Annotated in this window: 23 protein-coding genes and 1 tRNA gene; 10 read left to right on the forward strand and 14 right to left on the reverse strand. The window is 64.3% G+C overall.

Going from position 1 to position 22,808, the window contains the following annotated elements; all coding sequences use genetic code 11:
• Positions 1 to 3: 3 nt before the first annotated feature.
• From FGU64_RS15570 to FGU64_RS15585, 4 genes are all read right to left on the reverse strand, one after another.
• Positions 4 to 258, reverse strand: coding sequence for a hypothetical protein (locus FGU64_RS15570; protein ID WP_246671132.1), 255 nt, complete (start codon positions 256 to 258; stop codon positions 4 to 6).
• Complete coding sequence (locus FGU64_RS15575) at positions 255 to 1,520, reverse strand: type VI secretion protein ImpB (RefSeq protein ID WP_139954017.1); 1,266 nt, start codon at positions 1,518 to 1,520, stop codon at positions 255 to 257. Before FGU64_RS15575 ends, FGU64_RS15570 begins: the two co-directional genes overlap by 4 nt.
• Positions 1,521 to 1,823: 303 nt before the next feature.
• Positions 1,824 to 2,093: a hypothetical protein gene (locus FGU64_RS15580; RefSeq protein WP_139954018.1), complete on the reverse strand. Its 270-nt coding sequence runs from the start codon at positions 2,091 to 2,093 to the stop codon at positions 1,824 to 1,826.
• A 22-nt stretch (positions 2,094 to 2,115) separates the two neighbouring features.
• Entirely contained in the window at positions 2,116 to 3,678 is a 1,563-nt protein-coding gene (locus tag FGU64_RS15585) for a P-loop NTPase fold protein (protein WP_139954019.1), read from the reverse strand.
• Positions 3,679 to 3,821: 143 nt separating this feature from the next.
• Here FGU64_RS15585 and FGU64_RS15590 point away from each other — a divergent pair, with 143 nt between their 5' ends.
• Positions 3,822 to 4,283: a hypothetical protein gene (locus FGU64_RS15590; RefSeq protein WP_139954020.1), complete on the forward strand. Its 462-nt coding sequence runs from the start codon at positions 3,822 to 3,824 to the stop codon at positions 4,281 to 4,283.
• A gap of 7 nt (positions 4,284 to 4,290) precedes the next feature.
• Positions 4,291 to 4,800, forward strand: a complete 510-nt coding sequence (locus FGU64_RS15595) for a hypothetical protein (RefSeq protein ID WP_139954021.1) — start codon at positions 4,291 to 4,293, stop codon at positions 4,798 to 4,800.
• 107 nt (positions 4,801 to 4,907) lie between these two features.
• On the opposite strand, the gene FGU64_RS15600 is transcribed toward FGU64_RS15595, so the two are convergent.
• Together FGU64_RS15600 and FGU64_RS15605 are read right to left on the reverse strand one after the other, a co-directional pair.
• On the reverse strand, positions 4,908 to 5,405 hold the full coding sequence (locus tag FGU64_RS15600) for a hypothetical protein (RefSeq protein WP_139954022.1): 498 nt from the start codon (positions 5,403 to 5,405) through the stop codon (positions 4,908 to 4,910).
• A 189-nt stretch (positions 5,406 to 5,594) separates the two neighbouring features.
• Positions 5,595 to 5,671 (reverse strand) — tRNA-Arg (locus FGU64_RS15605).
• Positions 5,672 to 5,961: 290 nt separating this feature from the next.
• On the opposite strand from FGU64_RS15605, the gene FGU64_RS15610 reads away from it, so the two are divergent.
• Positions 5,962 to 7,188 (forward strand): ATP-grasp domain-containing protein, encoded by a 1,227-nt coding sequence (locus tag FGU64_RS15610; RefSeq protein ID WP_180375550.1) that lies wholly within the window; start codon positions 5,962 to 5,964, stop codon positions 7,186 to 7,188.
• Between the two features lie 18 nt (positions 7,189 to 7,206).
• Positions 7,207 to 8,247, forward strand: a complete 1,041-nt coding sequence (locus FGU64_RS15615) for a polysaccharide deacetylase family protein (protein ID WP_139954023.1) — start codon at positions 7,207 to 7,209, stop codon at positions 8,245 to 8,247.
• A gap of 4 nt (positions 8,248 to 8,251) precedes the next feature.
• Here the strand turns inward: FGU64_RS15615 and FGU64_RS15620 are convergent, their stop codons facing one another.
• The 8 genes from FGU64_RS15620 to dnaK form a co-directional block, all read right to left on the reverse strand.
• Positions 8,252 to 9,328 (reverse strand): acyltransferase, encoded by a 1,077-nt coding sequence (locus tag FGU64_RS15620; protein ID WP_139954024.1) that lies wholly within the window; start codon positions 9,326 to 9,328, stop codon positions 8,252 to 8,254.
• A 170-nt stretch (positions 9,329 to 9,498) separates the two neighbouring features.
• The gene (locus tag FGU64_RS15625; RefSeq protein ID WP_139954025.1) at positions 9,499 to 9,786 is read right to left on the reverse strand and encodes a DUF1330 domain-containing protein; all 288 of its coding nucleotides are present in this window, start codon (positions 9,784 to 9,786) and stop codon (positions 9,499 to 9,501) included.
• Positions 9,787 to 9,818: 32 nt separating this feature from the next.
• Positions 9,819 to 10,520 (reverse strand): orotidine-5'-phosphate decarboxylase, encoded by a 702-nt coding sequence (gene pyrF, locus FGU64_RS15630; RefSeq protein ID WP_136354062.1) that lies wholly within the window; start codon positions 10,518 to 10,520, stop codon positions 9,819 to 9,821.
• Positions 10,517 to 11,113, reverse strand: coding sequence for an NAD(P)H-dependent oxidoreductase (locus FGU64_RS15635; protein WP_139954026.1), 597 nt, complete (start codon positions 11,111 to 11,113; stop codon positions 10,517 to 10,519). The genes pyrF and FGU64_RS15635 overlap by 4 nt, the downstream gene beginning before the upstream one ends.
• Positions 11,114 to 11,180: 67 nt before the next feature.
• Positions 11,181 to 11,789: a phospholipid N-methyltransferase PmtA gene (gene pmtA / locus FGU64_RS15640; RefSeq protein WP_136354066.1), complete on the reverse strand. Its 609-nt coding sequence runs from the start codon at positions 11,787 to 11,789 to the stop codon at positions 11,181 to 11,183.
• Between the two features lie 167 nt (positions 11,790 to 11,956).
• Positions 11,957 to 13,090: a molecular chaperone DnaJ gene (dnaJ, locus tag FGU64_RS15645; protein ID WP_136354069.1), complete on the reverse strand. Its 1,134-nt coding sequence runs from the start codon at positions 13,088 to 13,090 to the stop codon at positions 11,957 to 11,959.
• Positions 13,091 to 13,264: 174 nt separating this feature from the next.
• Positions 13,265 to 14,359 carry an acyltransferase gene (locus FGU64_RS15650; RefSeq protein ID WP_139954027.1) on the reverse strand — a complete coding sequence of 365 codons (1,095 nt, stop codon included), beginning with the start codon at positions 14,357 to 14,359 and terminating at the stop codon, positions 13,265 to 13,267.
• Positions 14,360 to 14,595: 236 nt separating this feature from the next.
• Entirely contained in the window at positions 14,596 to 16,509 is a 1,914-nt protein-coding gene (gene dnaK, locus FGU64_RS15655; protein ID WP_136354073.1) for a molecular chaperone DnaK, read from the reverse strand.
• Between the two features lie 315 nt (positions 16,510 to 16,824).
• On the opposite strand from dnaK, the gene FGU64_RS15660 reads away from it, so the two are divergent.
• From FGU64_RS15660 to FGU64_RS15685, 6 genes are all read left to right on the forward strand, one after another.
• Positions 16,825 to 17,919, forward strand: a complete 1,095-nt coding sequence (locus FGU64_RS15660; RefSeq protein ID WP_246671133.1) for an FAD-binding oxidoreductase — start codon at positions 16,825 to 16,827, stop codon at positions 17,917 to 17,919.
• A 149-nt stretch (positions 17,920 to 18,068) separates the two neighbouring features.
• Positions 18,069 to 19,340, forward strand: coding sequence for an ABC transporter substrate-binding protein (locus tag FGU64_RS15665; RefSeq protein ID WP_136354077.1), 1,272 nt, complete (start codon positions 18,069 to 18,071; stop codon positions 19,338 to 19,340).
• Positions 19,341 to 19,467: 127 nt separating this feature from the next.
• Complete coding sequence (locus tag FGU64_RS15670) at positions 19,468 to 20,340, forward strand: branched-chain amino acid ABC transporter permease (protein WP_139954029.1); 873 nt, start codon at positions 19,468 to 19,470, stop codon at positions 20,338 to 20,340.
• Position 20,341: 1 nt separating this feature from the next.
• A complete protein-coding gene (locus FGU64_RS15675; RefSeq protein ID WP_139954030.1) occupies positions 20,342 to 21,328 on the forward strand; it encodes a branched-chain amino acid ABC transporter permease in 987 nt (328 codons plus the stop codon).
• On the forward strand, positions 21,325 to 22,062 hold the full coding sequence (locus FGU64_RS15680; protein WP_139954031.1) for an ABC transporter ATP-binding protein: 738 nt from the start codon (positions 21,325 to 21,327) through the stop codon (positions 22,060 to 22,062). Before FGU64_RS15675 ends, FGU64_RS15680 begins: the two co-directional genes overlap by 4 nt.
• Positions 22,059 to 22,772, forward strand: a complete 714-nt coding sequence (locus FGU64_RS15685; protein ID WP_139954032.1) for an ABC transporter ATP-binding protein — start codon at positions 22,059 to 22,061, stop codon at positions 22,770 to 22,772. Before FGU64_RS15680 ends, FGU64_RS15685 begins: the two co-directional genes overlap by 4 nt.
• Positions 22,773 to 22,808 lie beyond the last annotated feature (36 nt).

Here is a 22,808-nt window from a genome sequence, read left to right on the forward strand (position 1 = left end):
CTTTCAGGCCAGCCCGCCCACGAATGCGCTGGTATCGCCGCGCGGCGACATTGCGAGCCTGACGGCGCCGCGGCAGCCGCGCGCCCGGCAGGTCGCTTCCTTCTCGACCTCGTCGAGATATAGGAACTCGCGCTCCGGCGACGAGCAGATCGCCGCGCGCGTCAGGTAGTGGACATGACCGCAGCTCTTGCAGGTCATCTCCAGCTTGTCGCGGGCATCCAGGTCGCGCACCTGCACATTCTCCTTCCAGGTGCTCACCAGAAGTCCTCCACCGTCGGGATGCGCGTATAACTGATCTTGCCGCCGACATGCCCGCCCGCCGGCGGTTTCCACGGCCCGAGGCTCATCACCGTGCGGCCGTAACGGGCGTTCAAGCCGTCGATCGCCGCGGATGCACGTTCCCAACGCTGCCGGGTGCGATCGTCGTTGATCAGCATGTCGAGCTGACGCTGGTCGGCGAGGCTGAGTTCGCACAGCGTGACGCCGACGCGGAAGACCTGCGTGCCGTTCGAATGCTTGCGGCGAACCCGTTCCCACAGCCGGGCGAGGCCGGCGAGCACGGCCTGATCGTCGTTGACGATCGGGAGCTTCAGGTGGTCGCTCCACTCGCCGCCGCGCAGCGCCAGCCACAGCACCAGCCCGTTGCAGTAGTAGCCGGCGCGCCGCAGTCGCCGTGCCGCCTTGATCAGCAGGAGGCGGCATATCTCGTAGGCCGCCGGCAGCGTGCGGCTTTCAGGCGGCAGCACGCGACCGTGGCCGAACATGCCGCGCTCGGCCGGTTGGGCCTGGATGTCGTAGCCGTGCAGGGCGTACCAAAGCCGCTCGCCGTTGACGTTGCCCCACAGCTTGCGCATGTGCTTCGGCTGGAGGGCGTAGAGATCGGCCATGGTATAGACGCCAGAGCGCGCGAGCCGCTGCTCCATTCTGCCGCCGACGCCGGGCACGTCCGACAGCGGCAACGCGATCAACGGCGCCGGGAGGTCTTCCGGCCGCCAGATCATCAGCCCGTCGCCATATCGGTCGTCCGACCGTTTTCCTGCCTTGCACGCCATCTTGGCCAACTGGCGGTTGGCGGCGAAACCGATGGAGCAGGTGACGTAGGGACCGACATTGCGCGCGATGGTGGACTTCAGCCGTACGCCCAGGCCGACAGGATCTTCGCGGCCGCTTTCGTCCAGCCGGCAGGTCAACTCATCGATGCTTTTGACGGCGTCGATCGGAATGACGCTCTCGATCTCGGCAAGGAGCGTGTTGTGGGCGCGGCGATATAGATCGGGCTTCTGTGGCACCAGCACAATATCCGGGCAACGCTCCCGCGCCTCGGACACGTTCATGACGTTCTTGACGCCGAACAGCTTGGCCTCCCGCGAACAGGCGATGACACAGGTGCGATCGGTCCCTTCGAACGGCACGACGCCGACCGGCCGACCTCGAAGGCGTCGGTCGGCCTGCTGCTCGACGCTTGCAAAGAAGCCGTCGAAATCGAGGTAGAGGCGTTCGATCTTGTCAGGCTTCCGCAAGGCAAAGCTCCGCCGTCGCCCGGCAAAGCCGCGCCAACGGTTATTGATGCTGGATGTCGCACGCCGCCGATCGGCCGGCGTGTTCTCAAAATGTTCTCATCCTGATAATCTGTCAAGCGGAAAGGAATGTGTTCCTAGCCGATAAAGAGGCGAAACCCGCCGGTGACGACGTAGAGTGCCATGAACGCGAGCACGATGGCGAGCAAGATCATCGAGGGGCGCATCAAAGCGCCAGCCAGACGAGCGCCCCGCCGATCTCGAAACAGATCGCGAAGACGAGCAGAAAGGCGAGCTTGTCGAGCGTCACCTATTCACCAGCGTCGGCGGCATAAAGTCGATCCGGTCCAACTTGAACCACTGGTATGTAAAGCCGTCTGCCGGCTTATCGCTCTTGTTCGATTTGACTAGAAGCCACGTCTCTCCTGTGCACCCGTTCACCATGAGCGGGGAATTCGGCTGCGTGCCGTTGCCCGAGACAATCGAGAAGCATTCCGGCGTCTCCGCAACAGTTTTTGACTGTTCGCACCCCGCCAGCAACGCCGTCAATGCAGCGATGATCACCGCGCTTTTCATATCGGCCCCCAATCGCCCGATTTCATTCAGCGGACCCGGCTTTTGCGAGATTGCCGGCGTATGCGATAAGCCGGGGTAGATCAGCCTGAATGCTCGGCTTGTCCCCGTTCCTAGCTACGCCATTCCATTCGGGCACGAAGATATCTCGCACATAACTCGTCTGCGTGGATGCGTCTTCGCTATTGCCGTATCTAGGAGCTTTCTCTAACGACGTCATAACATCGCTTGCATCGGCGTAAGCTTGTCGAACGTTGATCGTTAGCTCCACACTCCGGCCATCGTAAAACGAGCGAGACCGCCCGAGATCAATTACGAAAGATTGCGGAATTAAATTAACGGCTTCCTTTCGATCAACGGAACCTTTTCTTAGAAAGATCATAACTAGCGGGAAAAGCAGCACCATTTCGACGGGGATCCGATGCTGCCATGCAGACACCACCGATGACATCAAGTCGATCGCGTGTTTGATCTCTCGCAAGTCGGATCGATATGCTGAAAAACCCGCAATCATGAAATACACAGCGTCCTTTGGGGCTCGAAGCTTTGCCAAGTCCAGCGCCGCGGCAATTTCGACCGCGATGAACTTCTCTGCATCGGGTTCGGCCAGAAGGTAAGTTCGATCGAAGAAGCGTTTGAGATACCTGAAGCCGTCGAAAGACGGGCCGTAGGCGCCCGAGACGATATGCTGCAACTCGCCGCTGTTCGTTGCGAAAACAAAGGCGACATTGTCGGCATCGAACAGGTGCTTGACCCGCTCCAGAAGCGCTATTGCATAAGATGGGCGACAGCGGTCCAGTTCGTCCACCAGGATGAAGAGCGGCGTTTCTCTAGTACCTTCGAGCGCGGCGATCGCTTTTCCCAGCTTTCCTTTGAACGTCTCTGTCGCCTTGTTCTTCCCGTTGAAGGCGTCAATGAGTTTCTGCGCGCCGGCGTCGATCACGCTCTCGATCTGAACGATGGTTTCCGAAACCGCGCCCTCGATGATCTGTTCCGAAGCGGACCTCTCTCCGTCCACGCCATCTTCGTCGAAGCCCACGCTATCCGTCATAAGGTCTTCAACAGCGTCCAGCGCCTCCTTGCCGACGTAGCGTTTGACGACAGTTTTCAACAATCCGGCGCCGAGCTTTCCCGCAACCGGGATCGCGTTTTGCTTCACCCCTCTCCACGCATCGAGCAGCTTCCCGTCCTTTTTGACGAACGGCTTTAGCGCTTCATCGATCGACGAGAGAATTGCAATGAATGGGTCGTCCAGATGATCGTCGCGCCAGGCGTTCACCCTAGCGACGACGTGGCCACTGTGTTCAAGTTGGCGTGCGAAGCGATCGAGAAAGAAGCTTTTCCCGGCGCCCCACTCTGCGTCGATATTCAGGACGTATGAGCCTGTTTGCCGTAAGCGCTTCCGATCGGCGATTTTTCCGCAAAGGAATTCTTGCAGGAATTTCGCGTCGCCCCGCCTTCCGATGAGATCGTCGCCCCATATCGTGTCGAGTGGGTCGGTTGCCTGCTCCGTATCCATGCCCGTCACCCGATTCCGTTGCTCGAGGATATTCAGGCGCAGAAGGGAAATTCGGGCAAGACGGATCACACGGCGTCCACCGGTTATTGAAAGGCGATTTTGTCGGCTAGATCGATAGCCTGTCTGTCCCTGCTGCGCGCCGTCCCACACTTGCGATCAGGCTGTAATATCGCACGCGAAATGATACGCTCTGCAAAAACGCGGGGATCGGTATGTGCTGCGGGCTGAAAACGCACAGTGACGCCATTCAGGCTGCCTGCGCAATTCTAGGTGTAATTATAGGCGCGACCGGCTTCTGGTTCACGATCGATCAGCTTCAGTCAGCTTCGACAGCACTTAAAGCCGCCAACGCCTACACCATCCAGCACGACGCCCGAGAGCTTGTGGCGAAGGTGGCACCCAACATCCAGAAGCTGGATAGCGGCAACCTCAACGCAGCCGAGAAGCGTGACGTGCTGATCGACTTCTGGCAAATGCTGAATTTCTATCTGTCGGTTTATCGTCAGGCACGCGCCGACGGCATTAGTCCTGAATTTGAGGCGGCGTTCAGGGCTGATTTTTGCGATTGGATATCCGTACCCACACGGGCGGCAGCGTGGGACGAACTGCGGGACGGTAACAAGATTTCGGATAGGCATGTTGCGATGAGGGAGGCTTGGTGTGCGAAGAAATAGAGGGGTTTTGTTCGCGGCACTGTTGATGGGATTTGTTGGGACGGCAGCGGCTGGCGAGTTTGGCAACGTATTCGGTAACGAAGAGACGCAAAAAGCGTCGCGAGATGCTAGCGCTACCGCCCTCGCCGCCGTCGAGAAGGCGGTGTCCGGTCTTCGCGCCCGCGAACTTCAAGACGGCTCTGGCGTCGAGCAGTTCATGGCTGCGTCTAGGCTCTTCGCCGAAGCGGCGGATAAGATGGAAGCTGTCTTGAAGACATTTCCGAACCAAGAACTATCGGAGCCTCAAATCGTCTTTCTAAAGGCGCAATTTTCGCCAGACAGCCAGACATTGGCGCAGCTTCAAGGCGCGAGATCGCTCCAGGACGTATATCGAAATTTCGCGGCGAAGACCCGCGAGATGTCGGGAACAATGGAAGGGCTAGCAACCAAGGAAAACGCCTTTTCGGTGCTGTCGCCTCTTTTAGTTGAATACTTTCAGCTTGCAGACGCAATCGTTGCCGTCAGAGCTGTCAAGTAGAACCTACACCGGCAGTCGATTGCAGCCGCCGCAAGTTTCGGGGTCGTGGCAAACCGAAACCGACTTCCTGGACGCAATCACCCGCCGAAGGCCCGCAACAACGGAACTTACTTGTCGTTCGCCGGCGGTTCGCCGACGTGGTCCTTACAGGTGCCAAGGTATTGAGATGCCATGTATCCGCCGAATGGCTGCGCTATGTGCCTCGACGACACCGCTCGGATAGCCCCGCCTTGCGTGGGAGCAAAAACGGTTGTCAAATTCACGCTACCGCCGGGCGTCCACTCGATAAACACCAGACTATCAAAACCCCCCCCCCCCCGCTGAACCCATACCGGTGTCGACCCCATATTTCCGGTAAGTTGGGCATGCCGCGCGGAAAGATCGATAGCGGAGAACGCAAGCTCAAACTTTGTCGGGCCAACTTTCAGTTGTTGTTCATAGCGGTGGTCGGCGTAGATGTCGTCAGTCGCCGAAAACGCGGACGCCGTAAATACGCAACCCAAATAAGCCGGTTGCCACTCGTTCGCGTCGGCAAATGCCGCCGAGCTTGACAACACAGACACAAACATCGCCAGGCCGATAGCGGCAAAACGCTCTCTGTGCATCAAAGCTCCCCCCAGTCTGTAGATTGGCGGAAGCCCGCCAATCGGGCAAGCCGATTTGCCGGCGTTGGGCCGCCCGCGTGAAGAGGGGCCGTTGGCCGCCTTAAAGTGCGCTGTGTGGGATTAAACTGTGGGACATTCGCCGAAGGAAAGGCCGCCCCTTCGTATCTATCTGTATTTACTGGATTATTTTGGCGCACCCGACAGGATTCGAACCTGTGACCTCTGCCTTCGGAGGGCAGCGCTCTATCCAGCTGAGCTACGGGTGCTCCGGAAACTGCGCCGCAGCTCCCGGCACGGCCGGCGAACCGGTCGGCTCCGGCTTCTTAGCGGAAGGCAGGCCGCGCTTCAATGCGGAAATGGAATGCCATCGCCGGCGCCGGTCGTGATCTGGAGATCGGCCGTCCGGCTACGATTTGACGGCTTTGACAAGCCTGCCGCGGCCGCCGCCGGAGCAGTTTGTTAACCGGCCGCGTCTAAGCTATGCCGCAACACTTCAATCGGCCTGCCAATGGCGCACTTTGCTCTCGACGATGAGTGCCGGTTGCCGGAGCCGACGATGTCCGACACCTCCCATCCCGGATTGGACGACCGCGGTGCCGGCAAGGCGCCCGGCCCCGGCGCGCCGGGTGTCGTCGTGCTCGGCGGCGCGCACGGCACGCTGGCGCTGGCGCGCAGCCTCGGCGGCAAGGGCATAAGGGTACACCTCGTTTCCAACGACACGCCGCTGCCGGGCTGGTCGCGCCGTGTCGACGGCAGCAGCGAATGGGGCGGACCGGATTCCGGCGGCGCCGTGGATTTTCTGCTCGACCTCGCCGCCACGCAAAATCTGCGCGGCGCGCTGCTGGTACCCGGCGGCGATGCCGAAGTGCGCTTCGTCTCGCAATCGATCGCCGCGCTGTCCGGCGCCTTCCAGGTCGTGCTGCCGCCGTGGGAGCGGCTCAAATGGGCATGCGAGAAACCGCTGCTTTATCGCCGTGCGGAGGAACTCGGCCTCGACGTCCCGAAAACCTACCGCTTCGCCTCGCTCGACGAGGCCGCAGGCGCCGACATCCGCTTTCCAGTGGTGCTGAAGCCCAACATGGGCGGCGGCGACAACCGCTTCGCGCGCGCCAAGGTGGTACGCGCCGACGATCGTGGTGCCTTTGTGGCGGCCTACAGGGACGCCGTCGGCCAGATCGGCCTCGATAACGTCGTCGTCCAGCAACTCATCCCCGGCGGCGGCGAAAACCAGTTCTCCTACGCCGCGCTGTGGTGGCAGGGGCGGCCGCTGGCCGAGTTCACGGCGCGCCGCGCCCGGCAATATCCGGTCGATTTCGGCTACACCTCCACCTTCGTCGAGGTGGTCGAGGCGCCTGAGGTGACGGCAGCCGCTCGGCGGCTGCTCACCTCGATCGGCTATCACGGCCTGGTCGAGATCGAGTTCAAGCGCGACGGCCGCGACGGCACGTTCAAGCTCCTCGACGTCAACCCGCGGCCGTGGTCCTGGTTCGGTCTCGCCGCCGCGGCCGGCATCGATCTCGGCGCCATGTTGTGGCAGAGCGCCAACGGCCTGCCGGTGGAGCAGGCGCGGGTGCGTCCCGGCACTGCCTGGATGTATCTGGCGCGCGATATGGTGTCGGCGGCCACGCTGGTCGGCCGCGGCACGTTGAAGCCGATGGACTATCTGCGCTCCTTCGGCGCCGTGCGTGCCTGGGCTACCTTTGCCGCAAGCGACCCCATGCCCGGGCTGATTGACCTGCCGCTCACCGGCTGGCGCGTGCTGACGCGCCGCATCCTGCGCTGACCGGCGAAAGGCTGCCACATGAGCGCCGCGAAACGCCTCCTCAAGCGCGCCGCCATCCGGTGGGGGCTGGAGGCCGTCGCGCTGAGCCGCGGCTGGCGTCTGTGGCCGGCGGCCGGCGGGCACGGCGTCGTCTTCACCTTGCACCATGTGCGGCCGGCTGCGCCCAAGGCGCACGATCCCAACGCCTTGCTTTCGGTGACGCCGGAGTTCCTCGACCTGGCGATCCGCGCCGCGCTGGAATGCGGCCTGACGCCGGTGGCGCTGGAAGACCTGCCGGTCTTGCTCGCCGATCCGGCGGATCGACGCCGCTTCGTCTGCTTCACACTCGACGACGGCTATCGCGACAATGCCGACCATGCCGCACCGGTATTCCGCCGCCATGGTGTGCCCTACACGATCTTCATCACCGAGGGTTTCGTCGAGCGCACCCGCTCGCTGTGGTGGGAGACGGCGGAGGCATTGACCGAAACGGCCGACCGGCTGGAGTTTGATTTCGGCGGCGGTGTCGAGACGTTGCCGATGGCGACGCCGGCTGAGAAGCAGGTCGCCTTCGATCGTATCGGCGACTTCATCCAGAGCGGCGACGAGGATGCTGCCGTCGCCCGGCTCGACGAGGCGGCAAGGGCGCATGGCATCGATCCGCTCGGCATCACGGATCGGCTGGTTATGGGCGACGGCGAACTGGCTGCCCTGGCCTCCGCCGATCCGCTCGCCCGTTTCGGCGCGCATACGCTCACCCACGTCGCGCTGCGCCGCGTCGATGCGGCGCGCCTGCGGGCCGAAATCGAAGGCTCCGTCGATGCGGTTGCGTCCTATGTCGGCCGCCGGCCGACGTGCTTCGCCTATCCCTACGGCTTCCCGGCGGCGGTCGGCGAGCGCGAATTCCGCGCGGCTGCGGAGGCCGGGCTTGCCATCGCCGTGACGACGCAGCCCGGCGTGCTCGGCTCGTGGAGCGGGCAGCAAGCTACGGCGGTGGGGCGCGTGTCGCTCAACGGTCTTTACCAGGAGAAGCGCTATGTGAAGGCACTTCTCTCGGGCATTCCCTTTCGGTTTATGTAGGGTCTCAGGCCGGCCGCCGGTGCGCCGCCATCGGCAGTTTCAGTCGGCGCGAAGCGGCGACGATGGCGCGCCGTGCCGGCGGCTCTATCAGGGTCGCGATCAGCCAGGCGGCGAACAAAAGGGCCGCGATCAGCAGGCCGACGACCAGCCAGCGGTTGCCCGGCGTGGCGAAGCGGGTGAACACGGCATAGCCGATGTGCTGGTGCAGCAGGTAGAGCGGATAGGTCAGCGCGCCGAGGCCGTAGGCCAGCGCCGGGCGGATCGGCAGCGCCGGCAGAAGGGCGGCGAGCGTGACGGCGCCTGTCGCCACGATGCCGGTAAGGCCGACGCCCCAGAAAGCGCGATGCACGCCATATTGCTCGACCATGCGCGGCTCGACCACATAGGTCGAGGCCACCGCCCACAGGAGCGCCAGCGCCAGAAGGCCCGCCGCCTTCCCGTCGAAACGCTGGCGGGCATGGAAGAGGACGAGGCCGAAAGCGAAGAAGCCGGAATATTCGGTGATGAACAGTTTCGTCACCGCGCCGGAATGGAGAAAGAATTCGTTGCCTGCCGAAATCGCCAGCCAGACGAACACGGCGATGCGCCAGCCGTTGCGGAACCAGCCGGCGGCCAGCAGCAGGAACACCCAGCTGTAGAAGATGATCTCGTAGGCGATGGTCCAGTAGGCACCGTCCATGAAGGGCTGGCCGGCCAGCCGCGAGATCATGATGAACTGCGCCAGCCATTGCGGCAGCGTCGGGTCCGGGATGCCGGGCACCGGCCATGCAAGCAGCACCAGCGCCGTCACGGTGGCTGAGACGACGAAGGTCGGCCACAGCCGCGCGAAACGCCCGACGGCGAAGTCGAAGGCCGAACGGTCCTGCGCCGACAGCGCGATGACGTAGCCGGAGATGACGAAGAAGACCATCAGGCCGGTGTCGAACCACATCGCCACCGGTGCGAGTTCCGGAAAGCCGACGCCGCCGCCTTCGCCAGAAATCGCCATGCGGAAACCGTAGTGGAAGGCGAGCACGGTGAGCGCCGAGACGAGCCGCAGGAGGTCGAGGTTGTAAAGGCGCGGTGCGGTTGTTCGTTGCATGGGCGGCGCTCGCTCGGGCTGCACATGCCGGCGCAAGCCGGCTGGCTCCCTTGAGCAAACACCGATCCGTTTAAGATTCCTTGAGTAGCGGCGCGAAACTTGTCGGCACTATGGTGCTTCTTCCCGCAAGCCCGGATGGAAAACCGGGGCTCGCTTTTGCCGAAATTGCCCTAGGCGCCTTCGACCAGCACGATCTCGCCGTCGGCAACTTGCTGGCGGATGGCAGCGGCGCGCTGGTACTCCGGCGAATGGTAGCAGTCGTGCGCCACCTTCAGCGATTCGAACTCGATGATGACGTTGCGGCCGCGGCCCGAACCTTCCGCCTTCTCGTGCTCGCCGCCGCGCGCGAGGAATTTGGCACCGTATTTGTCGAAGGCGATCTTGGAGGCGGCGACATAGTCCTTGTAGCGCTCCGCGTCACGAACATCGACGCGGGCGATCCAGTATCCCTTCGGCATTCTCTTTCTCCTGCTGGTCGGCGCCCACCCGTTCAGGCCGAACGCATCTCGGTGAGAATAGCGTGCGCCGCCGCCCGCCTGTCAACCGCGCCGACGATCGGCCGTCCGACGACGAGGTGGCTGGAGCCGTTGCGGATCGCCTGTGCGGGGGTCACCACGCGCCGCTGGTCGCCGTGCGCGGCACCGGCCGGGCGGATGCCGGGCGTCACCACCGCCATGTCGGGTCCGACGATCCGGCGCACCGCCGCCGCTTCCTCGGCCGAGCAGACGATGCCGCCCATGCCTGCCGCCAGCGCCTGCTCGGCGCGGCGCAGCACCAGCGTGTGCGGATCGTATTCGTAGCCGGCGTCGATGACGTCGCGCTCGTCCATGGAGGTGAGCACGGTGACGGCAAGCAGCGTCAGCCCGCTGCCCTTGGCCGCCTCGACCGCCGCCTTCATCGCCTTGGGATAGGCATGGATGGTCAGCATCGTCATGCCCATCCTGACGATGTTCTCGACGCCCTTCGCCACCGTGTTGTCGATGTCGAGCAGCTTCATGTCGAGGAAGACCTTCTTGTCGTCGTCGCTCGCCAGTTCGCGGGCAAAATCGAGCCCGCCGGCAAAGGCGAGCTGGTAGCCGATCTTGTAGAAGGAGACGGCGTCGCCGAGGTCGCGCACCACTGTCTCGGCCTCCTTGACCGAGGGCACGTCGAGCCCGACGATCAGGCGCTCGCGCATGGTGTCCGTATTCATGCCCCGATCCTCATCGAGGCTTGGCGCGCGGCTTGCGTCAGCGTGTGGCATAGGACCTCCATCGATTTCTGCAGTCGTCCGTCGCGGAAATTGCCGGCCTCGTCGAAGGCCGACGCGCCTTCCGGCACCGAACATTCCGGCGACACCACCTCCATCTGGCAGCGCACCAGCACCGCGCGCAGGTGGTTCGCGGCGCGGATGCCGGCGAAATGGCCGGCGGAAGACGAGCACAGACCTGCCGGCTTGCCTGCCAGCGGCCGCAGCACCCTGCCGTTGTCGTGGCGCACCCGGCTTACCCAGTCGATCGTGTTTTTCAGCAGCGGCGGAATGGAGCCGTTGTATTCGGGCGAGGCGATCAGCACGGCGTCATGGGCGGCGATCTGGCGGGCGAGCTTCATGGCATTGTCGGGAATGCCGCTCTCTTTCTCCAGATCCTCATCCATCATCGGCAGCGGATAGTCGGCCAGCGACAGCCGGGTGACTTCCGCGCCTTCCAATGCCAGCGCCTTCTGCGCCACGTCGGCGGTCCTGCCGCTGAACGCGCCGGTGCGGACCGAGCCGGCGAAGACGAGGATTTTGGGGATGACGGGCACGGCGGCTCCTCGATTGCAGCCTCTATAGGCCAAGCCGCCGCCAAATCAAGCCGGTGCGGAGGCCGTCTCAACCATGCTTGCGCCGCCGGTAGATCCACAGCTGCGTCGGCGGGATGTTGCGGACGACGAAGTGGAAATGCTCGACCGTGTAGTCGCCGCGGCCGGGCGGGATCGGCGACAGCGGGCCATAGGTGAGCTGGACGATCGGCCGGCCGGCCGGAATGCGGTCGAGCAGGCTTTCGACATAGGCAACGCGTTGCGCCACCGGAAAATTGAGCAGCGGCACGCCGGACACGACCGAATCGAAGGTCTGGTCGCGATGGTCTCCGAGCGCCGCCGAAAGATTGAAGGCATCGCCTTCGATGACGTTGACGCCGGGATAGAGCCGGCGGAGATGGCGCACGAACTCGGGCGAATATTCCAGCGCGTAGAGGTTTTCCGGTTTCACGCCGCGCGCCAGGATGGCGCGGGTGATGACGCCGGTGCCCGGTCCGACCTCCAGCACCGGCAGGCCTGAGCCGGGATCGACGATCGATGCCATCTTGCGCGCGGTTATGGAGCTTGTCGGCACGATCGAGCCGACGGTCTTCGGCCTGTCGATCCAACCTTTGAAGAACTGCAATTCGTCGTCGAACTTCTCGGCCAGGGTTCGCTTCAAACTGTGGCTGCGTGCCATCAATGCCTCTCCTGATGCGCCCCTCGCGCTACTTAACAGCTAACCCAGCGTCAGCAAGGAGCGAAGCTAAAAAAGGTCGTGGACAAGATAGTTTTTGTCGTTTCGATATTTGGATGGCACATGTCTTAGCCATGAAGCAGCGGCCATGCCCGGAAGGCGGGCGGGCGTCAGTGCTCGCCGAATGACTCGAAGAAATCCTTCATGCGGCTGAAGAAGCCACTCGATTGCGGCGAATTTTCCTTCGAGGAGAGCTGTTCGAATTCCTCCAGCAACTCGCGCTGGCGCCGCGTCAGGTTCTGCGGTGTCTCGACCGCGGTCTGGATATAGAGGTCGCCCATCTGCGGCTGGCGCAACACCGGCATGCCCTTGCCCTTGAGCCGGAACTGGCGGCCGTTCTGGGTGCCTTCCGGCACCTTCACGCGCGTCTGCGTGCCGTCCAGCGTCGCCACTTCGAAGGAGCCGCCGAGCGCGGCCGTCGTCATCGAGATCGGCACCTTGCAATAAAGGTCGGCTCCGTCGCGCTGGAAGAATTCGTGCGGTTTGACAGCGAGGAAGATGTAGAGGTCGCCCGCAGGCCCGCCGCGCAGGCCCGCTTCGCCTTCGCCGGTCAGGCGGATGCGGGTGCCGTCCTCGATGCCGGCCGGGATGTTGACGGAAAGCGAACGCTCCTCGGTGACGCGGCCCTGGCCGGCGCATTTCGGGCAGGGGTCCTTGATGGTGGTGCCGCGCCCCTGGCATTGCGGGCAGGTGCGCTCGATGGAGAAGAAGCCTTGCGCGGCGCGCACCTTGCCGTGGCCGCCGCACATGGTGCAGGTGACGGGCTGGGTGCCGGGCTTGGCGCCGGAACCGGAACATTCGGTGCAGGAGACGGAGGCCGGGACGCGGATCTGTGCGGTCTTGCCGGCGAAGGCTTCCTCCAGCGAGATTTCCATGTTGTAGCGCAGGTCGGCGCCGCGTTCGCGCCCGCCCGAGGTGCGGCGACGACCGCCGCCGCCCATCATCTCGCCGAAAATGTCCTCGAAGATGTCGGCGAAGCCGCCGGCCGCGAAACCGTGCGCGGCGCCGTTCATGCCGCCGTTCTCGAAGGCGGCGTGGCCGAAGCGGTCGTAAGCGGCACGCTTCTGCGGGTCCTTCAGGGTTTCGTAGGCCTCGTTGATTTCCTTGAACTTGTGCTCGCAGGCATGGTCGCCGGGATTGCGATCGGGATGGAACTGCATGGCGAGCTTTCGGAACGCTGCCTTGAGTTCCTTTTCGTCGGCGCCTTTCTGGACGCCGAGCGTTTCGTAGAAGTCAGCCTTCATGATTTCCCGTCGCTCTGTCTGTTCACGGCCCCGTTGTCGAGCTTGTCGGGTCGGGCCGCAATGGCGGTCCGACGTGGCCTCGATTTAGTAAGCCGGAAGCCGCAATGCCATAGTTTGCCGGGCAGTGCAGCGATTTTTTCGGTCGGGTGGCAATCGTACCGCGGTCGCCAGGGCTCAGGTGACGCGCGAAAACTTGCGGACGGGCGCGGCGAGGGCCATGAACAGGTCGTTCAGCCGCTTCGCTACAGGCGTCTCGAAGAAACGTGCGGACAGCATGGCCAGAACGAGCGTGACGGACAGCGGAGCCAACCAGAAGGCATAGAAGCTGATGAACCCGGTCGGCTCGACCAGCCGGCGCCAGACGATGCCCAACAGCAGCGAAGCGACAACTGGATGGATGAGATAGATGCTGAAGGAGGCATTGGCCAGCTGATCGAAAGACTTCAAAAGCCGGGTCGCATCGGGATTGTTGCGTTCGGCGAGGGCCGCCAGGAAGATCGAGGCGGCGAGCAGGGTGAAGGCCGGATAGCCGCCGAGCCCGTTCCACATCAAAAGCAGGGTCATTGCGAAGAGCAGCCAGCCGGGACGTGTGCTGGCCAGTTGCCAGCGGCTGTCCCGCACCAGCATCGCCACCAAGGCGCCAATGGCGAAATCGGCGAAGGCCCGGTAGGCGCCCCAGGTGTCGGCGACCATCCAATTGTCGAACGGCATGGCGCCGGCGACGGTTGCCGTCTCCAGCGCCGCGCAGGAGACGAGGACAAGACCAGCCAACCCGGCGGTGCCGAAACGGCGATGGATCAGCACCGCCGCTGGTAGAGTGAGATAGCAGAACCACTCGGCCGACAGCGTCCAGCCGACATAGTTGAAGGTCAATGCGTCGGTGAAGCCCCAGCCCTGCACGAGCAGGATGTTGGCCGGCAGCGCCGACCAGTCGTAGCGACCCGCCGCGCTCGAGCCGATCCAGCCGAGATGCACGGCGATGCCGACGATGACGAAATAGGCGAGGGTGGCGAAATAGAGCGGATAGAAGCGGGCGAGGCGGCGCACGATGAAGCGGGCGTAGGCGCCGCGCTCGGCCAGCAGCCTGTCGGCGTAACGTAGCATGATGAGGAAGCCCGAGATCATCATGAACATGTCGAGCAGCGGCATCAGCGCCCGCATGCGGTACGCGGCGTCCAGCCCGCTCGCCGGGCCATAGACCAGATAATGAAAAATCATGACCAGCAGCGCCGCCAAGAGCCGCCAGAACCCCAGAATGCGAAAATACACGCGCCCCGCTCCTCCCTTAGCTGAGGCCCGAGCCTAGCATCGAGGGAGCCGGGTTGTGCTGGAAACCAATCGTTAGGCTTAACGCCGAGGGAGGGGCTGGTAGTCCATCGCGCGCGGTCGGACTTCGGCCAAAACGGTCGATACTGCATCGAAGAACGTTTCCTTCATCGGCTCAACGGCATGAAAAAGCCCGGCACAGGGCCGGGCCTTTCCGATTTCAGTCGGTACCGATGGGATCAGGCAGACTTCTTCTTGTCGTCGTCGTCGAGTTCCTCGAAGTCGGCGTCGACGACGTCCGGATCCTTGGCGGCGTCCGCTGCCGCGTCGCTCTCGGCAGCTTCCTTCTGCGAGGCCTCGTACATGGCCTGGCCAAGCTTCATCGAGGCTTCCGCCAGCGCCTGGCTCTTGGCCTCGATTTCGGCCGCATCGTCGCCCTCGGCGGCCGTCTTCAGGGCCGCGATGGCATCCGATATCGCCGTGCGCTCGGCCTCGGAGACCTTGTCGCCATAGTCCTTCAGCGACTTCTCGGCCGAATGGACCAGCGCCTCGGCCTGGTTGCGAGCCTCGACCAGCGCCTTGCGCTGCTTGTCGGCCTCGGCATTGGCCTCGGCGTCCTTGACCATCTTCTCGATGTCGGCGTCGGAGAGGCCGCCGGAAGCCTGGATGCGGATCTGCTGCTCCTTGCCGGTGCCCTTGTCCTTGGCCGAGACGTTGACGATGCCGTTGGCGTCGATGTCGAAGGTGACCTCGATCTGCGGCACGCCGCGCGGTGCCGGCGGCAGGCCGACGAGATCGAACTGGCCGAGCATCTTGTTGTCGGCCGCCATCTCGCGCTCACCCTGGAAGACGCGGATGGTCACCGCGCTCTGCGAATCCTCGGCGGTTGAGAAGACCTGGCTCTTCTTGGTCGGGATCGTCGTGTTGCGCTCGATGAGGCGCGTGAACACGCCACCCAGCGTCTCGATGCCGAGCGACAGCGGGGTGACGTCGAGCAGGAGCACGTCCTTGACGTCGCCCTGCAGCACGCCGGCCTGGATGGCCGCGCCCAGCGCAACCACCTCGTCGGGGTTGACGCCCTTGTGCGGCTCCTTGCCGAAGAACTGCTTGACGACTTCCTGGACCTTCGGCATGCGGGTCATGCCGCCGACCAGCACCACTTCGTCGATCTGGCCCGCCTGCAGGCCGGCATCCTTGAGCGCCGCCTTGCAGGGCGCGATGGTGCGCTGGACGAGGTCGTCCACCAGGCTCTCGAACTTGGCGCGGGTGAGCTTCATCGTCAGGTGCTTCGGCCCGGAAGCGTCAGCGGTGATGAAGGGCAGGTTGATTTCGGTCTGCGCCGAGGACGACAGCTCGATCTTGGCCTTTTCGGCGGCCTCCTTGAGGCGCTGCAGGGCCAGCTTGTCGTTCTTCAGGTCGATGCCCTGTTCCTTCTTGAACTCGGCCGCCAGGTACTCGACCAGCCGCATGTCGAAGTCCTCGCCGCCGAGGAAGGTGTCGCCGTTGGTCGACTTCACCTCGAACACGCCGTCGCCGATCTCCAGCACGGAAATATCGAAGGTGCCGCCGCCGAGGTCGTAGACGGCGATGGTCTTGCCGTCCTTCTTGTCGAGGCCGTAGGCGAGGGCTGCCGCGGTCGGCTCGTTGATGATGCGCAGCACTTCCAGGCCGGCGATCTTGCCGGCATCCTTGGTGGCCTGGCGCTGGGCGTCGTTGAAATAGGCCGGGACGGTGATGACGGCCTTCTCGACCTTCTCACCGAGATAGGCCTCCGCCGTCTCCTTCATCTTCTGAAGGATCATCGCCGAGATCTGGGAGGGCGACTGCTTCTTGCCGCCGGCTTCCACCCAGGCGTCGCCGTTGTCGCCCTTGACGATGTGGTAGGGAACGAGGCCCTTGTCCTTGTCGGTGACCGGATCGTCGAAGCGGCGGCCGATCAGGCGCTTGACCGCAAAGACGGTGTTTTCGGGGTTGGTGACCGCCTGGCGCTTGGCCGGCTGGCCGACGAGTCGCTCACCGTCAGCGGTGAAGGCGACGATCGAAGGCGTGGTGCGCGCGCCTTCCGCATTCTCGATGACCTTGGCGTCCTTGCCGTCCATGACGGCGACGCAGGAATTGGTCGTTCCCAGATCGATGCCGATTACTTTTGCCATTTTGTCGTTCTCTCCTTCAAGCAGGCTTTCGTGGACCCTGTCAGGCGTTCCCGGGAAAGCCCCTGTTCACAAGAATTCCGCCGCAAGCTACGGTCCGCGCGGCTTGGACGGTTGTGCGGCGTATATAAGAACAGGCCCCTTGCTGCGCAAGCATATGTGGAGGCATTTGCAGGGCTGCGCTGGCATTACCCGATCCGCTCGGTTGGTCGCTTCAACAGCGGTGCGTTTTCCCCCTAGGCTGGAGCCCGCGAACACCCTTTCAGCAGCCTTGAGGCCATCATGTCTTCCACACGGATCGTTGTCATAGGAGGTGGCGTGGCCGGCCTCACCGCCGCTCTTGCCTTGCAGGAATGGGCTTCGGTGACGGTGATCGAGCGCGAAAGCCAGCTCGGCTACCACGCTTCCGGTCGTTCGGCGGCGCTGTTTTCCGAATCCTACGGCAACGCGATGGTGCGGGCGCTGTCGCGGGCGAGCCGCGAGGCGCTGGAGACGGGCGGTTATTTCGAGCACAAGCGTGCCGCGCTGCATTTCGGCGGGCCGGACGACGGCGAAGCCATCGACCGTTTCGCCCTGGAAGCGCAGGCCCTTTTGCCGACCATCCGGCGCCTCTCCGCCGCTGAGGTCGGAAAACTCGTTCCCGTCTTCGGCGAGCGCATGACGTGCGGCGGGGTTTATGAGCCCGACGCGATGGACATCGACACCGGCAAGATCGTCCAGGAGAGCGCCTCGGCCTTCCGCGCGCTGGGCGGGCAGATCCGCACCGGCGAGGAGGTCGTGCGGATCGAGCCGGATGGCGAAGGCTTGCGCGTCGAGACGACCGCCGGCGTCTACGAGACCGACACGGTGGTGAACGCCGCCGGTGCCTGGGCGGATGTGGTCGCGGAACGGGCAGGGCTGACCGGTATCGGCCTGGCGCCGAAGCGGCGCACCGCCTTTATCTTCGATGCGCCGGGCCATGATGTGCGCAACTGGCCGCTGGTGGTGGACATCCATGAACGCTTCTATTTCAAGCCGGATGCCGGCCGTCTCATCGGCTCGCTCGCCGACGAGACCGACTCGCCGCCCTGCGACGCGTATCCCGAGGACATCGACGTCGCCATCGCCGTCGACCGCATCGAGCAGGCGACGGGCCTGAGCATCGGCAGGCCGCAAAGCCCCTGGGCCGGGTTGCGGACCTTCGCCCCGGACGGCACCCCCGTCGCCGGCGCCGATCCGCGCCTGCCCCGTTTCTTCTGGTTGGCCGGGCAAGGCGGCTACGGTTTCCAAGTCTCCTTTGCGCTGGCGCGGCTCACCTCGGCGCTGCTTCGCGACGCCGCCGTTCCCGGCGACCTTGCAGCATTCGGCGTCGAGCGCGAAGCGCTGGCACCCGACCGCTTCATCGCCACGGAAGGTGGCCGGCAGGCCGGCTGAATCGGCGGACAGCTTATTTCCTGCGCGCGTCTCGCTGGCTGTTTCGGGCACCGGCGGACAAGACTGCTTGTCTGCACACCCTGCTTGTGATCGTATGTCAGACAAAAGTTTCGGATAAACCGCGACACCGCAAAGGGAGGATTTGCGCCATGGCCTCATTCAACCGTTCTTTTTCGCGCCGCCGGTTCCTCGGCGGCAGCGCGCTTGCCGTCACGGCCGGCGCGCTCGGCATGCCCTTCGTGCGAACGGCGCGAGCGCAGGCGGCGACCTTCAAGGCCGGCGTCATCACCTCGCTGTCGGGCGAGAACATCCTTGGCGGCAACTTGACCAAGCAGGGCTACGACCTGTGGGCCGAGGCGATCAACGCCAAGGGCGGCGTCGAGGTCGCCGGCGAGAAGTTCAAGGTGGACATGTTCTACGGCGACGACCAGTCCAATCCGGCGACCGGCGCCGATGCCGCCGAGCGGCTGATCGTCCAGAACGAGGTCGACGTGCTGTTCGGCCCCTATACAAGCGGCTCGACCATCGCGGTGCAGCCGATCTGCCAGAAATACCAGGTGCCTATGATCTCCGGCTCGGCGGAATCGCCGAACGTCTGGAAGGCGAAACCCGAGTTCAACTTCGGCATCATCCCGTCCGTGGACACGACCTCCGGCCTGTCGCTGGGCGTGCTGGCCAAGACGTCCAACCCTGGAGCCAAGACTGTTGCGGTGATCAGCGTCAACGAGCCGTTTTCCAAGGAAACCGGCGAGGGCTTCCGCGACGGCGTCAAGGCGGCGGGGCTGGAACTGGTCGCCTATGAACTGGTACCGCCGGAGGGCGACCTTACCCCCGTCATTTCCAAGATCGCGGCGCTGAAGCCCGATGTCGTCGCCGTCGGCGGCCACGAGGAAATCCTGATCAACGTGGTCAAGACCTCGAAGTCGCTGAACTACCGGCCGAAGGCGCTGATCATGCACTACGGCATCACCAACCCGGCCTTCGCCCAGGCGCTCGGCGCCGACGCCGACGGTGTCACGGGCGTGGTGGTCTGGCTCCCGACCGTGACCTACAAGGACGACGTCTTCGGCACCGCCAAGGAATTCTCCGAGATGGCGACGAAGAAGCTCGGCGGCGAACCCGACTATACGGCGGCCGGCTGCGCGGCCAGCGGCTTGGTGCTCGGCGATGCGCTGAAACGGCTCGGCAAGAAGCCGGCGCTGACGCCGGAGGACCGCGTCGCGCTGAAGGATGCCATTGCCGAAACCGATATCCAGACCTTCTACGGCCCGATCAAGTTCGAGAAGGACGGCCCGCATTATCACGACAACGTCCAGCCTGTGCCGGTGCTGGTACAGATCCAGGGCGGCAAGGTCGTCGCCGTCGGCCCGAAGGAAGCGGCGGCCGCCGACTACATCTATCCGCTGCCGGCCTGGAAATAGCATCTCCACGGCGGCGCGTGGCGAGACAGCGCGCCGCCGGACCCTCGCGGATGCGGGCCGGCCGCACGGCCGCCGTGTCCAGACGGGAAGACCTTCCCGCCACCCACACGGACGGACGGCTCCTGCCTTGGATCTTTTCCTCCAGACCCTGCTGAACGGCCTTCTGATCGGCGGCGTCATCGCCACCTTCACCATCGCCTTCCAGCTCACCTTCGGCGTGCTGCACGTCATCGACTTCGCCGTCGGCGGCTGGGTCGTGCTGGGCGGCTATCTCGGCTACTACGTCACCGCCCTGTTGGGGTTGGACGGCTTCGTCGCCATCCCTCTCGCCTTCGTGCTGTTCGGGGCTCTCGGCTACCTGATCGGCCCGGTCCTCTATAACGTCCGCAACAGCCGCACCGCGCGGCCGGAACTGATGGCGCTGGCGCTCACCTTCGGCCTGTTCACGCTGCTGCGCGGCGGCATGCTGACGGCCTGGGGCTTCAACACCCGCAACGTCACGACATTCCTGAGCGGCGAGAGCCTTGCGGTGGGCCCGGTCATCGTGCCGCTGATTCGGGTGGCGGCGGCGGTCTTCGCGGTGGCCATCGCCGGCGGCCTGTTCCTCTTCCTCTACCGCACCCGCTATGGGCTGGCGATCCGCGCCACTGCCGAGAACCGCCACAACGCGGCGCTGATGGGCGTCAACATCCGCCGCCTCAGCGCCAACGTCTACGGCCTCTATGCCGGCATCACCGCCATGGCCGGCGTGCTGATGGGCGCCATCTATTCCGTCAACCCCGAAGTCGGCCTGCGCTACACGCTGTTCGCCTTCTTCGTCGCCGTGCTGGCCGGGCTGGGTTCGGTCGGCGGCGCGGTGGTGGCCGCCCTTATGCTCGGCGTCATCGAGGCCTTCGTGTCGACCTATGTCGGCTCCAGCTATTCGCTGCTCGCCATCTTCGCCACGCTGTTCGTGGTCCTCCTGGCGTCCCCGAAGGGAATCTTGCGGAGGGGCCTCTGATATGGCCGCGCAACCCATGAAATCGCGCTGGCCCGGCCTCCTGCTGCTCGCCATCATCCTCGTCGTGCTGGCGTTGATGCCGCTGCTGGTCAACAATTACTGGCTGCGCGTCGCCACTGGCGCGCTGATGTGGGCGGGGTTGGCTTGTTCGTGGAACATGCTGGGCGGCTATGCCGGCTACATCAATTTCGGTCATTCCGCCTTCTTCGGACTCGGCGCCTATGTCACCGCCTTCCTGATGAACGATCCGTTCGGCCTGCCTTTCCTGGCCACCATTCCGGCCGGCATGCTGGTGACGGGCGTGTTCGCCGTCATCATCGGCGCGCCGACGCTGAGGTTGCGCGGCGCCTATTTCGCCATCGCCACCTGGGCCTTCGCGGAAGTGCTGATCCAGTTCGCTTCGGCGATGGATTTCACCGGCGGCATCGGCGGCATTGGCCTGCCGCCCTATCTCAATGAGCGCTTCTTCTACTACGCCATGTTCGGTACCGCGGCGCTCACCTACCTCGTCGCCTGGGCGTTGTTCGAGCGCTCGCGCTTCGGCCTGAAGGTGAAGGCGCTGCGCGATCACGAACCGGCCGCCGAGGCAATGGGCATCAACACGGCGCTGGTGAAGCTGCAGACCTTCGTGCTCAGCGCCGTCACCGCCTCCGTCTTCGGCGCGATCTTCGCCTACTGGGTCACCTTCATCAATCCGAAGTCGGTGTTCGGCGGCGACATCACCGACCAGATGGTGGTGATGGTGCTCTTGGGCGGGCTGGGCACCCTGTGGGGCCCGGCCATCGGCGGCGTGACGCTGTTCGTCGTCAACCGGCTGATATGGATGCACTGGGGCGACACCGCCTTCTATATCGCCATCCTCGGCGCCGCCATCGTCCTGGTGGTGTTGTTCCTGCCCAACGGCATCGCCGGCCTGTTTGTCCGGCGCAAGGCGAACGCGCTCGAAAAAGTGGCGGAAAAGCTCATTGGCGGGGGAGGAGAGCGATGACCGCCTCGGCACAGGCTTCCGCGGAGCCGATCCTGCTGGTGCGCGGACTCTACAAGCATTTCGGCGGCATCAAGGCCACCAACGGCGTCGACCTTGCGGTCGGCCGGCAGGAGATCGCCGGATTGATCGGCCCCAACGGTTGCGGCAAGTCGACTTTGTTCAGCCTCGTTTCCGGCACGGTGGCGCCCGACAAGGGCGAAATCCGCTTCGACGGCCGCGCCATTGCCGGTATGAGCGCGCATCGCATCGCCCGGCTGGGGCTTGCCCGCACCTTCCAGATTCCCGCGCTGTTCGACAATATGAGCGTGACCGAGAACCTGCTGGCGGCGGCGGCGGAAGGGCATTGGTCGGGCGCGCAGGAGCGCGCGGCCGCCACGCTTGCGCTGCTGAAACTGGAGCATGTCGCCGACAACCGCGCCTCCGATCTTTCCGGCGGCCAGCAGAAGCTGCTGGAATTTGGCCGCGCCGTCATGCGGCAGGCCTCGCTCATCCTGCTCGACGAGGTGACGGCCGGCGTGCATCCCAACATCCGCAAGATCATCCTGGAGGCCATCGCCAGCCTGCGCGAACGCGGCGTCTCCTTCCTCGTCATCGAGCACGACATGGAGATGGTGCGCAGCGTCTGCGACCGCATCATCGTCATGGATTCTGGCCGCGTCGTCACCAGCGGCGCCTTCGAGGACATCGTGCGCAATTCCGAAGTCATGCAGACCTATCTGGGGCGGCCGCAATGAGCAGGCTGGCAGCCGAAAACGTCGTCACCGGCTACGGCAAGCAGGAGATCGTCCACGGCGTCTCGCTGAGTGCAGAAGCGGGGCAGATCACCTGCATCTTCGGGCCGAATGGGTGCGGCAAGTCCACACTGCTCAAGGCCATCGCCGGCGCCCTGCCGGTGTGGAGCGGCAGCGCGTGTCTCGACGACACCGTGCTCTCCAATCTGCCGGTGCATGAAGTGGTGCGGCAGGGACTGGTGCTGATGCCGCAGGGCGGCGGCGTCTTCCCGCGCCTGACGGTGATGGAAAACCTGCGCATGGGCGGCTACGCGATCGCCGACAAGCGGTTGGTGGAGTCTCGCATCGAGGCGCTGATCGAGCAATATCCCTCGCTGGCGCGTCGGCGCAGGACGGCGGCCGGCGCGCTGTCCGGCGGCGAACAGGCGATGCTGTCGCTGGCGCGCGCGCTGGTTTCCGAACCGCGCTTCATCCTGCTCGACGAACCGTCGGCAGGCCTGTCGCCGGCGATGGTGATCGAGACGCTGGAGCGCATCACCACGTTAACCAAGCAGGGCATCGGCATCCTGATGGTCGAGCAGAACATCCGAGAGGCGATGCCCATCGCCGACAGGCTCTACATCCTCGCCGCCGGCGAAAAGCGCTTCGAAGGCTCGCCGAGCGACGTGCGTGACGATCGCCAGATCATGGACATCTATATGGGCGGCGCCTGAGGGAGTGCTTGACGACGATGCTGCGAAGCATAGCCT

This window comes from Mesorhizobium sp. 8, from assembly GCF_006351905.1.
Lineage (GTDB): Bacteria > Pseudomonadota > Alphaproteobacteria > Rhizobiales > Rhizobiaceae > Mesorhizobium > Mesorhizobium composti.